Raw genomic sequence first — 11,738 nt, 5'->3', positions numbered from 1 at the left:
GACGACGCACCCCCGGGTACGCCGGACGCCCCCGCCCAGGGCGGCCCACCCGCAAACCCCACACCCGGCGATCCCCAAGCCGGCACCCCGAACCCCTGGACCCAGCCTGCCCAAAACCCCACCCAACCCAACCCCTCGTCAGACGCCCTCTTCGGCCAGTCCCCCGCCCCCGCCCCACCCCCCTCCCGCCCCCAACACGCAGCCCCCCAACAGCCGGGGTCGCCGCAGGTGGGATCGCAGCAGCCGGGTCAGCAGCAGCTCGGCCAGCAGCCAGCTCCGCAGCAGTCGGCTCCGCAGCACCAGGGTCCGCAGCCAGGTCAGCAGCAGCCGGGGGCACAGATGTGGGGTGTACAGCCGCCGCAGCAGCCCGTCTCCCGCCAGCCCGGTCCTCAGCACGCCGGCCCGCAACACGCCACGCCACAGCAGGGTCCGCCGTACACCGGCCGCCCACCGCACCAATCACAGCCAAGCCAGCCTCAGCAACCAGGCAGCCCTCAGCCCGGACAACCACAACCCGGCTACCGGCAACCGAACCAAGCCCAGCACTCCCAGCCGCAGGCAGGTCCGGCCAACACCGGACAGCCACACCCGGGACAGCGAGGTCCAGGTCAGCCAGGCATAGGTCAGCCAGGCATAGGTCAGCCAGGCATAGGTCAGGCAGTCCCAGGTCAGCCAGGCCCGGCTCATGCCGGGCAGCCACAGCCTGGTCCGGTTCAGCCGGGGCAGCCCGGTCCAGGACAACCGCCTCTCGGGCAGCCGCAGCCTGGGCAACCGCAGGGTGGACCGGTGTGGGGGGCTGCTCAGCAGGGGCGGGGGCCGCGGCAGGTTGGGTGGCAGACGCAAGCTACGGGGCCTCAGCATGGGCAGCAGGCGCGACAGCAGCCGCCGCCACAGCAGTCCGGGGGCTCGCAGGCCTCGAGGGCTGGTTCGCATGCGGCAGCAGGCGGTTTGCATGGTGGTGGGCGGTTGCCTGGTGCGGATGGGGGGAATGGCGGGTCTGCTGGAGTTAGTGGGCGGGCTCGGATGATCGGGGCGATCGTGTTGGTGGTGGCGGCGCTTGCCACCACTGGGTTGAGTGTGGGGTGGATCTGGTCGAAGGCGGATGCGGTCAGTCCGGTCGCCTTGCCTTCGGGTGGTGCGACGCCGCTCGAGACGGTCAGCCCGTCGGTGGCGCCGTCCTCGACGCCGACGCCGTACGGCAAGGTGCTCGGCACCGTGATGGTTGCCTCGAACAACGACTCGATGCCGAACATGAGCTCGGCCTGGACCAACAGCTACGAGCGCACCGGCTTGTGGGGCGGCGCCGCGATCTGGTTCGTGGTGCACAAGAACTACGACGGCAAGGGCGGCACCTGGGGCAACTATGTCGCCTTCGGCCAGCTCCCGCCGGACATCCCGTACAAGAACACCGCAGCCGGTCTCAAGGAGGCCGCGGTCCAGATCGGCTCCCGCGCGATCGTCAACCTGTACGACAAGAACGCGCAGCTGATGCCCGGCACCACGCACAAGGTGCTGACGGTCAACGGCCACCAGGGTCACGAGATCGTCGCCAAGGTCGTGGTCAAGCAACCGAAGCTCGCGGAGACCTTCTCCACCGTGATGATCGCCGTGATCGACCGCGGCGACGGTACGGCGGACGTCTCGGTCGCCGACATCGCCGGCTCGACCCCGGCCTGGCAGAACGTCTGGCGCTACAAGGTCAGCCAGATCGCGATCAACAAATAGCGAAAGGGCCGGCGGGGTCACCCCCACCGGCCCTTCGTCAGCAGCTGATCAGCCGCGCACCTCGGCGCAGGCAGCGATCCACCGGTCCAGCACGTCCTTCGCGGCACCGGAGTCGATCGCCTCGGCCGCCCGGTCCATCCCGGCCCGGATCCGCGCGGTCACAGTCCCCTCTTCAGGCGTGTACACCGCCAGCGCGGCCCCGGCGTTCAGCAGTACGACGTCCCGCACCGCCCCCGGCTCGCCGTCGACGAGCGCCCGGACGACCTTCGCGTTGTACGTCGCGTCCGCGCCCTTCAACGCATCCGCCGACACCGGCGCGATCCCGAGCTCGCGCGGATCCAGCGTCATCGGCCCCTCGACCTTCCCGCCGCCGACGACCCACACCTGTGACGTCGTACGGGTGGTCAGCTCGTCGAGCCCGTCGTCGCCGTGGAACACCAGCGCGTCGATCCCCCGCCGCGCGAGTACGCCGGCCATCAGCCCGGCCACCCGCCCGTCCGCGACCCCGACCGCCTGCGCGGACGGGTCGCCCGGGTTCGCCAGCGGGCCGAGCAGGTTGAACGTCGTCGGTACGCCGAGCTCCCGCCGCGGGACCGCCGCGTTCCGCAGGGCCGGGTGGAACGCCGACGCGAAGCAGAACGTGATCCCGACCCGCTCCGCCACCTCGGCCACCTGCGGCCCGGTGAGGTCGAGCGGGATCCCCAGCTCCTCGAGCACGTCGGCGGCGCCGCACGCGGACGAGGCGGCGCGGTTGCCGTGCTTGACGACCTTCGCGCCGGCGCCGGCCGCGACGATCGCCGACATCGTGCTGATGTTCACGGTGTGGGCTTGGTCACCGCCGGTACCGACGACGTCGAGCGTCCGGCCGGGCACGGTGATCCGGGCGGCGAAGTCGCGCATGGTGGCGACCAGGCCCTCGACCTCGGTGACCGTCTCGCCCTTGGACCGCAGCCCGATCACGAACCCGGCCAGCTGCGCCGGCGACGCCGCCCCGGACAGGATCTGCTCCATGGCCCAGGCGGTGGCGGCGGCCTCCAGGTCCTCATGCCGCAGCAGCGGCCCGAGAACCTGGGGCCAGGTGTAGGCGGCCATCAGTCAGGCGGTGGTGGCGGGGAGCTTGGCCAGGCGCTGGCGGAGCAGGTCCGCGGTGACGTCGGCCATCTTGACCGGGTCGATCGGGTGCGAGACCACGCCCTCGGCCCGCGACCAGGTCGCCAGCCAGGCGTCCTGCGGACGGCCGGTGATGACCAGGATCGGCGGGCACTGGAAGATCTCGTCCTTCAACTGCCGGGCGATGCCCATGCCGCCGGCCGGAACCGCTTCGCCGTCGAGGATGGCCAGGTCGATCCCGCCCTTGTCCATGGTCTTGATCACGGCCGGCTCGGTCGCGCACTCGACGTACTCGAGCTCGGGCAGATCGGCGGCCGGCCGCTTGCCGAGGGCCAGGCGGACGGACTCCCGCGTCGTACGGTCGTCGCTGTAGAGCAGCACCTTCAGCGGACGCTCTGAACTCATCGATCCATCCCAAGTTCTGTGGACATCAACATGGTCACCGCGAATGCTACCGGGGCGGCTGTCCGGCCCGGCGAGCCTGTTCCTCCAACCGGTCCAGCCGCCGGTCCTCGCGCCGCGCCTCGCGCTGCGACTCCCGCACCCACTGGACGAACAGTACGGCGAAGAACACCACGCCGATGAGGTCACCCGAACCCCACAGCAGACCGCCCGCGATGTACTGGTCACGCAGCGGCGACGGCGACCAGGACCGGCCGAAGCTGGTGTACCAGTCCTCGGCGATCAGCTTGTTGGCGGACATGATCGTGATGCCGAGGAACGCGTGGAACGGCAGCGTGAGGAACGTCAGCATCAGCCGGAACGGGTAGATCACCCGGCCGGGCACCGGGTCGAGACCGAGCAGCGGCCAGAAGAACAACGACCCGACCAGGATGAAGTGCAGGTGCAGCAGGTCGTGCAGTACGGCGGAGTGCAGCGTCGCGTCGTACCAGCCGCTGAAGTAGAGGGCCCACGGGCTGAGCACGAACAGCGTGAAGCCGATCAGCGGGAAGCACAGCACCTTGGCGATCCGCGAGTGCAACACGGAGAGCAACCATTTCCGTGGCCGCGCCGGCAGGGTCCGCAGCGCCAGCGTGATCGGCGCGCCGAGCGCCATCATCAGCGGCGTCAGCATCGACAGGATCATGTGCTGCACCATGTGGACGCTGATCAGCACCGTGTCGTAGGTGCCGAGCGCCGACTGGGTGGCGACGACGGCGCTGCCGAGCCCGAGTCCGACGAACGCGACCGTGCGCGCCCGGGACCACTTGTCACCGCGTTTGCGCAGCTTGTGGACGCCGTACAGGTAGAGCCCGCCGAGGACGATGATCACGCCGAGTAACACCGGCTCGAAGGTCCATGCCGTCAGCAACCGGACCGGTGTCAACGGCTCGATCTGGTCGCCGGGCGTGGCGTGGAGGGGAAGCACGCTTCAACAGTAGGAACACCCGGTTCACGACATGCACGGGGGTGGTCGTAGCGCTGAACGCGAGGACCGACATAATGACGGCGTGGCCACTGCAACCGCGCTCCCAGCGTCTCGTGAACACGGACACCACGACCGTCCCAGCATGGTCAGTGTCGGCACGATCGTCTGGCTCTCGAGCGAACTGATGTTCTTCGCCGCCCTGTTCGCGGCGTACTTCACGATCCGGTCGGTGACGACCGCTGCCGCCGCTCCGGGCACGGAGACGCTGTGGCAGGTGTCGACGCACCTCCTGGACGTCCCGTTCGCCTCGGTGAACACGTTCATCCTGGTCGCCTCGTCGTTCACCTGCCAGGCCGGTGTGTTCGCCGCCGAGCACGGCAAGGTGGGCCGGGTCGGCTCGCTGGCGAACCCGCGGAACTGGGGCATGCGTGAGTGGTTCATCCTCACGTACCTGATGGGCGCGGTCTTCGTCGCCGGCCAGGTGACCGAGTACACCGGGCTGGTGCACGAGGGTCTGACGATCTCGTCCACCGCGTACGGCTCGGTGTTCTACCTGGCCACGGGGTTCCACGCGCTGCACGTCACCGGCGGCCTCATCGCCTTCGTGTTCGTCCTGGCCAGGACGTACATGGCTCGAAAGTTCACCCACGAACAGGCCGTCTCGGCGATCGTCGTGTCGTACTACTGGCACTTCGTCGACGTGGTCTGGATCGCCCTGTTCGCGACCATCTACCTGCTCAAATGAGTGAGAAGAGACCTTCCTTGTCACCGGCGCGCTTTCTCTCCGCGCGACGACGGCACCGGTCCGCCGGCCTCGTCGTGCTCCTGTTCGGCCTCCTCGCTGTGGGGTCGGCGTACGCCGCCTTCGCCCCTGACAGCGCCCAGGCGGACAACTCGGCCCAGTCCCAGCAGATCGAAGAGGGCAAGAAGCTCTTCTCGGTCGGCTGCTCCAGCTGCCACGGCCTGAACGCCGAGGGCGGCGGGAACGGCGCGGGCAAGATGGCCGGCCCGTCGCTGATCGGCGTCGGCGCCGCCGCGGTCGACTTCCAGGTCGGCACCGGCCGGATGCCCGCGATGCAGCCGGGCGCCCAGATCCCGCGCAAGACCCCGGCGTACTCGCAGGAGGAGATCGAGGCCCTGGCCGCGTACGTCGCCTCGCTCGCCCCCGGCCCGGCCGTCCCGGCGCAGGACTCGTACGACGTGAGCAAGGCCACCGACGAGCAGATCACCCGCGGCGGCGAGCTGTTCCGCACCAACTGCACGGCCTGCCACAACTTCGCCGGTCGCGGTGGCGCGCTGCCGAACGGCAAGTACGCGCCGTCGCTGATGGGCGTCAGTGAGAAGCACATCTACGAAGCGATGCTGACCGGTCCGCAGCAGATGCCGGTCTTCTCCGACCAGGTCATGCAGCCGCAGGACAAGGCCGACATCATCGCCTATCTGAAGGCGCTGCAGACGCAGAAGGACCCGGGCGGCTTCGGCCTCGGCCGGCTCGGCCCGGTCTCCGAGGGTCTGTGGGGCTGGTTCGTCGGCATCGGTCTGCTGGTGTGCGTAGCGGTCTGGATCGGCGCCAAGGGCGTCAAGGCCAAGGGAGCGAAGGCCAAGTGAGTAACGACAATCTGCCGGTGAAGCCGGAGGAGGAACACGGCACCGCCCTCGAGGTGGCGGAGCCGATCCCGGACCCGGGTCTGGAGCCGCACGAGCCGCGGATCACCGACATCGACCCGAAGGCGGCCGACCGCGTCGAGCGGCAGGTCTCGGGCATGTTCGGCCTGGCCACCCTGCTGGTGCTCGGGGCCTGCGTGGCGTACTTCGCGATCCCGCGGGACTCGATCCTCCAGTTCGGTCCGCTGTCCGGCAACGGCAACAACATGGTCATGGGCGTGTGCATCGGGCTCGCGCTGTTCCTGATCGGTGCCGGTGCGATCCAGTGGGCCAAGAAGCTGATGGTCGACGAGGAGATCTCCGAGGACCGGCACGCCGCGCACTCCTCGCCCGAGCAGATCGCCGAGATCACCGAGGCGTTCAAGCAGGGCACCGCCGAGTCGGGCTTCGGCCGCCGCAAGATGATCCGCAACTCGCTGATCGGCGCGCTGGGTGTGCTCGGACTGCCTGCCATCGTGTTCCTGCGCGACCTCGGCCCGCTGCCGGGCCGGGCGCTCTACAACACGATCTGGGCGAAGGGCATCCGGGTCGTCAACGACGTCACCGACCGCCCGCTCAAGCCGTCCGACCTGATCGTCGGCCAGCTGGTCAACGCGGCGCCGGCCAACCTGGCCCCGCTGCAGGAGGAGAACCCGACCGAGTACCAGAACGCCAAGGCGAAGGCCGCGGTGATCGTGGTCCGGATCAAGCCGAGCGAGATCCGCACCAAGCCCGGCCGGGAGAACTGGGGCATCGACGGCATCCTGTGCTACTCGAAGATCTGCACCCACGTCGGATGCCCGATCTCGCTGTACGAGCAGACCACCCACCACGTGCTCTGCCCGTGCCACCAGTCGACGTTCGACCTGTCCGACAGCGCGAAAGTCGTCTTCGGCCCTGCGGCCCGGCCACTGCCTCAGCTACCGTTGGCATTGGACAGTGAGGGCTACCTGGTCGCGCAGAGCGGCTTCACCGAGCCGGTCGGCCCTAGCTTCTGGGAACGAGGGTGACACCAGTGTCGAACACAGAAGAATTCCCACCGCCGGTCAAGTGGATCGACGATCGGCTCGGCATCGCGAAGATCGGGAAGAAGAACCTGCGGAAGGTCTTCCCCGACCACTGGTCCTTCATGCTGGGCGAGATCGCGCTCTACAGCTTCATCATCCTGATCCTGACCGGCACCTTCCTGACGTTCTGGTTCAAGCCGTCGATGGCGGAAGTCCAGTACAACGGCTCGTACAGCCTGCTCAAGGGTCTGCACATGTCGGAGGCCTACGCCTCGACGCTGGACATCACCTTCGACGTCCGCGGCGGTCTGCTGGTCCGGCAGATCCACCACTGGGCGGCCGTGCTGTTCATCGCCGCGATGATGGTGCACCTGCTCCGGATGTTCTTCACCGGCGCGTTCCGCAAGCCGCGTGAGCTGAACTGGCTGATCGGCTTCGGGATGCTGTTCCTCGGCATCATCGAGGGCTTCATCGGCTACGGCCTGCCCGACGACCTGCTGTCCGGCACCGGTCTGCGGATCACCAACGGCATGATCCAGGCGTCACCGATTGTCGGCACGTACATGAACTTCTTCATCTTCGGCGGTGAGTTCCCGGGCGACGAGTTCGTCTCGAGATTCTTCATCGTCCACGTGCTGCTGATACCGGGCATCATCCTGGGCCTCGTCACGGCCCACCTGTTCCTGGTCGTCTACCACAAGCACACGCAGTACGCCGGACCCGGCCGGACGCAGAAGAACGTGGTCGGCTACCCGCTGTTCCCGGTGTACACCGCCAAGGCCGGCGGCTTCTTCTTCGTGGTCTTCGGCATCACCGCCCTGATGGGTGCGCTGATGCAGATCAACCCCGTCTGGCTGTACGGGCCGTACAACCCGGCCGAGGTGACGGCGGGTTCACAGCCCGACTGGTACATGGGCTGGCTGGAAGGCGCGGTGCGAATATTCCCCGGCTTCGAGTCGCACTTCTGGGGCATCACGCTGGGTTGGAACCTGCTCATCCCGGCGCTGATCATCCCGCCCGCGTTCGTGACACTGGTCGCGTTGTATCCGTTCATCGAGGGCTGGATCAGCGGTGACAAGCGCGAGCACCACCTGCTGGACCGGCCGCGGGACGTCCCGACCCGCACCGGCGTCGGCGTCGCGTTCATCACCTTCTACGCGCTGCTGTGGATCGGTGGCGGTAACGACCTGATAGCGACCCACTTCGGGGCCTCGCTGAACAACGTGACCTGGTTCCTGCGGTTTGCCGTGATCCTGGGGCCGATCCTGGCCTTCTGGGTCGCGCGTCGCTGGGCGATCTCGCTGCAGCGGGCCGACCACGAGCGGCTGCTGCACGGTCTCGAGACCGGTGTGATCGTGCGCTCGCCCGAGGGCAAGTACACCGAGAAGCACCAGCCGATCTCGACGTACGAGGCGTACTCGCTGACCGCACGGGACCGCGTCCTGCCGTACGAGATCGGTCCGGAGACCGACGACAACGGCGTCCGCGCCCCGCGCCGGGCCCTGAACAAGGTCCGCGCCCGGCTGTCCCGCTTCTACTTCGCCGACGCGATCCAGAAGCCGACCAGCCAGGAGCTCGAGGAGGCGCACGAGCACGCGCACGACTCCGACGAGATCCACGAGCTGACGGAAGACACGGAGACCTACCGCGAGGTCACCAGCGACCGCAGCTGACGTCGTACCGAACGCAAAGGGCCCCGGCAGCAGTTCACTCGCCGGGGCCCTTTCGTTTATCCCAGCGCGTCGGTGACCGCAGACAGGTAGTTCTTCACCACTGTCTGCTGGTCGCTGTCGAGGGTCTGGGTGGTGGCGATCAGACGATCGAGGAGCGGGCCGAAGAACTGCCAGCCCAGGCCGACCGCGCTGTCGGAGACCTGGAGGCGGGCGCTGCGGCCGTCCGTGCGGCTTCTGAGGCGTTCGACGTGCCCGGCGGCCTCCAGGCGGTGGATGACGGCCGTCGTCGCCTGAGAGGTCATTCCAAGCTGCTGAGCAAGCCAACTGGGCGTGGCCTCCACTCCGGCCCGCTCGGCGTCGAGGAGGCTCACTAGCGCCCGTACGTCGGTCCCGTGCAAGCCCGACGTACGAGCGAACTCCCCGACCGACTGCTCCAGCCTGAGCGCGACCGCACGCAGCCCGTGCACCAACTCCAGCGCGGCGGCCCGTTCGGCGTCCGCCGGCGTCACTCCTTCACGCATGCGCTCAGTTTACCTCACTCAGTGAGCTATTCTCGGCAGCATGACCTTCCAGGACGCGTACGCCGCTCTCCTCGCCCGCTGGGACATCCCGGTCGAACACCTCGACGTCGCCGGCACGCATGTCAACGTCTGCGGTCCCGCCGACGCCCAGACCGTGGTCCTTCTCGCCAGTCACGGCGCCACCGCTCCGGTCTGGTTCCCCGTCGCTCCGCGGTTGGCCGAGCGGTACCGCGTCTACGCCCCGGACGTCCCCGGCGACGCCGGTCTGAGCACCGCACCCCCACCTCGCACGGTCGCCGAGCTGATGACCTGGCTGTCCGGAGTCCTGAAGGGCCTCGACGACCCGCTACTCGTCGGCCACTCGTACGGCGCCTGGATCGCCCTAACGTACGCCCTGCAGACACCGGTCCCGCGGCTGGCGCTGATCGACCCCACGGACTGCTTCACCGGCCTCAGACCCGCCTACGTGGCCCGCGCCCTGCCGATGCTCCTGCGCCCCTCAGAGGCCCGCCTGAAGTCCTTCATCCGTTGGGAGACCCAAGGCCTCCCGATAGATCCAGCCTGGCTGGACCTGGCCGCCCTGGCCTCCGTCGAGCCCACGACCCAGCCGGTCAAGCCTCGCCGCCCCACCCCCGAGCAGCTGAAGCATCTACCGCCGACCCTTGTGCTCGTGGCGGACCGCACCAAGTCCCACGACCCGCGGCAGCTGGCGCGGCGAGCAGCAGCCGCCGGGGCATCCGTCGTACACCTCACCGATGCGACGCACCACTCACTCCCCACCGCGCACGGCGACGAACTCTCCAACGCACTCTTGCAGTTCCTCGGCTGAGTGAGGTGATCCCGCCGGGACGCAGGAGCAGGGTCAGCAGCAGTGTCAGGGCGAGGATCAGTTGCTGAATGCCGGGATGCGGAGCGAGCGCTATCGGGCCGACCTCTCCCCCGGCCTCGATCCTTCGGAGCAACTCGGCCAGCACGGAGATGAAGAGGGTCCCGATGACGGCACCGCTCAGGCTGCGGACCCCGCCGACGATGAGCATCAGCAGAGTGAGCAGGGTCAGCTGCAGGTAGACGTCGCCCGGGGTCAGTGCTCCGAGGAAATGGGCATACAAACCACCGCCGACGCCGCAGACGAACGCGCTGATGACGAACGCGATCGACCGGTCCCGCCGGATCCGGACCCCGAGTGCGGCAGCGGCGACGGGATCCTCGCGCGAAGCCCGCAGCCGGAAGCCGGACCGGCTCAGTTGGTGGGCCAGAGCGACCGCGATCGCGCCGATCAGCCAGGGAACGGTGGTGCCGATGGTGAGATCGGTAGGGATTCCCACGATCCCTTGCGAGCCGCGGGTGACCGCGTCCCAGTTGCCGATCACCACGTTGACGCTGATCAGCAGCGCCAGGCTTGCGATGCCGGCCGCCATCCCGTCGAGACGCAGGATGATCAGTGAGAAGACGACGCCGACCAGGAGGGAGAGCAGGCCGGAGATCAGCAGCGCCTCGGGAAGGCCGAGCTCGAGCCGTCCGAGCCAACTCGGCAACTCGGGCAGCAGCGCCTGCCTCAGGCCGTGCGGAACGGTCGTCAGCGCCGTGGAGTACGCCCCGACGGCGACGAACACGACGTGGCCGAAGGACAGCACGCCCGAGTTGCCGACGAAGATGAAGGTGCCGACGGCAATGACACCCATGACGAGCATCTGCGTCGCCGTCCGCTGGGTCGTCTCCGAGCCGATCATGGCCAGGCCGCTGACCGCGAGCACCAGTACGGTGCAGGCGACGGCGGGCGCGCAGCGCGCCAGCGCCGACGTACTCGAGCTCGTCATACCCGCACCGCCCCGGGGCGGCCGGCGATGCCGTGCGGCCGCATGACCAGGATGACGACGATCCCGAGGTACACCAAGGCGTCTCGGTACGGCGCCATCGAAGTGGGCAGGTACGCCTGCAGCATCACGGAGAGCAGGGCGAGTACGAACGCGCCCAGCGCGGCCGCCCACAGCCGGCCGAGCCCGCCGAGCACGATCGCGACGAACCCCGTGAGTACCGGGCTCAGGCCCATGGCCGGAGTCAGCGTGCCCGTCCTCGCGACCAGGAAGATCGCCGCGATCGCCGCGAACGCGCCACTCACCCCGAAGGCGATGGCGACGACGAGGTTGGCGCGTACGCCGAGTGCGCGCGCCATCCTGAAGTCCTCGGCCGCGGCGCGCATCTGGACGCCGAGCGGTGTCGCGCGCAGGAACCACGCAAGCCCGAGCAGCAACACCGCGGTGACGCCGATGATCGCAAGGTCGAGCTTGCCGACCGACAGGCCGGCCACGTGCACACTCGCCCCGAGACTTCCGAGGACGTCGACACTCTTCGGATTCGCGCCCTCGAACAGCAGTACGCCGCCCTGGACGAACAGGCTGAGGGCGAACGAGGTCATCAGCAGCGTCTCCCCACTCGCCCCGCGCACGGATCGGAAGGCGAGCCGCTCCATCGCGAGTCCACACCCGACGACGACCGCGACTACGAGTACTGCCGTCACGGCGAACGGCAGTCCGGCGAACCACAGCAGCGCGTACCCGCCGATCATGATCAACTCGCCGTGCGCGAAATTGATCAGCCCCATGATGCTGAACAGCAGCGCGATGCCGATCGCGATCAAGGCATCAAGACTGCCGATGCTGACGGCGTCGACAAGATTCTGAGCCATCCG

At 68.6% G+C, this 11,738-nt stretch carries 14 protein-coding genes; 6 read left to right on the top strand and 8 right to left on the bottom strand.

Annotated elements, in window-relative coordinates:
* Positions 1-138: 138 nt before the first annotated feature.
* Together OHA18_RS30340 and OHA18_RS30335 are read right to left on the bottom strand one after the other, a co-directional pair.
* Positions 139-456, bottom strand: coding sequence for a hypothetical protein (locus OHA18_RS30340; RefSeq protein ID WP_328998743.1), 318 nt, complete (start codon positions 454-456; stop codon positions 139-141).
* A gap of 3 nt (positions 457-459) precedes the next feature.
* Positions 460-771 carry a hypothetical protein gene (locus OHA18_RS30335; RefSeq protein WP_328998742.1) on the bottom strand — a complete coding sequence of 104 codons (312 nt, stop codon included), beginning with the start codon at positions 769-771 and terminating at the stop codon, positions 460-462.
* Positions 772-1,047: 276 nt separating this feature from the next.
* Between OHA18_RS30335 and OHA18_RS30330 the strand changes: the two genes are divergently transcribed.
* Positions 1,048-1,725, top strand: a complete 678-nt coding sequence (locus OHA18_RS30330; RefSeq protein ID WP_328998741.1) for a hypothetical protein — start codon at positions 1,048-1,050, stop codon at positions 1,723-1,725.
* 48 nt (positions 1,726-1,773) lie between these two features.
* Here OHA18_RS30330 and trpD read toward each other — a convergent pair whose 3' ends face one another.
* The 3 genes from trpD to OHA18_RS30315 are packed head-to-tail and all read right to left on the bottom strand — an operon-like array spanning position 1,774 to position 4,204.
* Positions 1,774-2,817: an anthranilate phosphoribosyltransferase gene (gene trpD, locus OHA18_RS30325; protein ID WP_328998740.1), complete on the bottom strand. Its 1,044-nt coding sequence runs from the start codon at positions 2,815-2,817 to the stop codon at positions 1,774-1,776.
* A gap of 3 nt (positions 2,818-2,820) precedes the next feature.
* Positions 2,821-3,240: an Rv3143 family two-component system response regulator gene (locus OHA18_RS30320; RefSeq protein ID WP_328998739.1), complete on the bottom strand. Its 420-nt coding sequence runs from the start codon at positions 3,238-3,240 to the stop codon at positions 2,821-2,823.
* A 46-nt stretch (positions 3,241-3,286) separates the two neighbouring features.
* Positions 3,287-4,204 carry a cytochrome c oxidase assembly protein gene (locus OHA18_RS30315; RefSeq protein ID WP_328998738.1) on the bottom strand — a complete coding sequence of 306 codons (918 nt, stop codon included), beginning with the start codon at positions 4,202-4,204 and terminating at the stop codon, positions 3,287-3,289.
* A 31-nt stretch (positions 4,205-4,235) separates the two neighbouring features.
* Here OHA18_RS30315 and ctaE point away from each other — a divergent pair, with 31 nt between their 5' ends.
* The 4 genes from ctaE to qcrB are packed head-to-tail and all read left to right on the top strand — an operon-like array spanning position 4,236 to position 8,528.
* Positions 4,236-4,949, top strand: a complete 714-nt coding sequence (gene ctaE / locus OHA18_RS30310) for an aa3-type cytochrome oxidase subunit III (protein WP_442914343.1) — start codon at positions 4,236-4,238, stop codon at positions 4,947-4,949.
* Positions 4,946-5,812: a cytochrome bc1 complex diheme cytochrome c subunit gene (gene qcrC / locus OHA18_RS30305; protein WP_328998737.1), complete on the top strand. Its 867-nt coding sequence runs from the start codon at positions 4,946-4,948 to the stop codon at positions 5,810-5,812. Before ctaE ends, qcrC begins: the two co-directional genes overlap by 4 nt.
* Positions 5,813-5,823: 11 nt before the next feature.
* A complete protein-coding gene (gene qcrA, locus OHA18_RS30300; protein ID WP_442914426.1) occupies positions 5,824-6,858 on the top strand; it encodes a cytochrome bc1 complex Rieske iron-sulfur subunit in 1,035 nt (344 codons plus the stop codon).
* Positions 6,859-6,863: 5 nt separating this feature from the next.
* Positions 6,864-8,528, top strand: coding sequence for a cytochrome bc1 complex cytochrome b subunit (gene qcrB / locus OHA18_RS30295; RefSeq protein ID WP_442914342.1), 1,665 nt, complete (start codon positions 6,864-6,866; stop codon positions 8,526-8,528).
* A gap of 56 nt (positions 8,529-8,584) precedes the next feature.
* Here the strand turns inward: qcrB and OHA18_RS30290 are convergent, their stop codons facing one another.
* A complete protein-coding gene (locus tag OHA18_RS30290; RefSeq protein WP_328998735.1) occupies positions 8,585-9,049 on the bottom strand; it encodes a MarR family winged helix-turn-helix transcriptional regulator in 465 nt (154 codons plus the stop codon).
* Positions 9,050-9,089: 40 nt separating this feature from the next.
* On the opposite strand from OHA18_RS30290, the gene OHA18_RS30285 reads away from it, so the two are divergent.
* Positions 9,090-9,878, top strand: coding sequence for an alpha/beta fold hydrolase (locus OHA18_RS30285; RefSeq protein WP_328998734.1), 789 nt, complete (start codon positions 9,090-9,092; stop codon positions 9,876-9,878).
* Here OHA18_RS30285 and OHA18_RS30280 read toward each other — a convergent pair.
* Entirely contained in the window at positions 9,799-10,866 is a 1,068-nt protein-coding gene (locus OHA18_RS30280) for a branched-chain amino acid ABC transporter permease (RefSeq protein ID WP_328998733.1), read from the bottom strand. The two genes, OHA18_RS30285 and OHA18_RS30280, sit on opposite strands and share 80 nt — an antisense overlap.
* Positions 10,863-11,735, bottom strand: a complete 873-nt coding sequence (locus OHA18_RS30275) for a branched-chain amino acid ABC transporter permease (protein ID WP_328998732.1) — start codon at positions 11,733-11,735, stop codon at positions 10,863-10,865. The genes OHA18_RS30280 and OHA18_RS30275 overlap by 4 nt, the downstream gene beginning before the upstream one ends.
* Positions 11,736-11,738 lie beyond the last annotated feature (3 nt).

Source organism: Kribbella sp. NBC_00709 (genome assembly GCF_036226565.1).
GTDB lineage: Bacteria > Actinomycetota > Actinomycetes > Propionibacteriales > Kribbellaceae > Kribbella.
Note: the sequence above shows the minus strand (reverse complement) of the source record. Positions and strands in the feature narration are given on the sequence as shown.

Bases quoted from the DNA above. Each gene is read 5' to 3' on its own strand.
- qcrC (WP_328998737.1), top strand. From the start codon at position 4,946: ATGAGTGAGAAGAGACCTTCCTTGTCACCGGCGCGCTTTCTCTCCGCG.
- OHA18_RS30320 (WP_328998739.1), bottom strand. From the start codon at position 3,240: ATGAGTTCAGAGCGTCCGCTGAAGGTGCTGCTCTACAGCGACGACCGT.
- OHA18_RS30275 (WP_328998732.1), bottom strand. From the start codon at position 11,735: ATGGCTCAGAATCTTGTCGACGCCGTCAGCATCGGCAGTCTTGATGCC.
- OHA18_RS30285 (WP_328998734.1), top strand. From the start codon at position 9,090: ATGACCTTCCAGGACGCGTACGCCGCTCTCCTCGCCCGCTGGGACATC.
- ctaE (WP_442914343.1), top strand. From the start codon at position 4,236: ATGCACGGGGGTGGTCGTAGCGCTGAACGCGAGGACCGACATAATGAC.
- OHA18_RS30280 (WP_328998733.1), bottom strand. From the start codon at position 10,866: ATGACGAGCTCGAGTACGTCGGCGCTGGCGCGCTGCGCGCCCGCCGTC.
- OHA18_RS30290 (WP_328998735.1), bottom strand. From the start codon at position 9,049: ATGCGTGAAGGAGTGACGCCGGCGGACGCCGAACGGGCCGCCGCGCTG.
- trpD (WP_328998740.1), bottom strand. From the start codon at position 2,817: ATGGCCGCCTACACCTGGCCCCAGGTTCTCGGGCCGCTGCTGCGGCAT.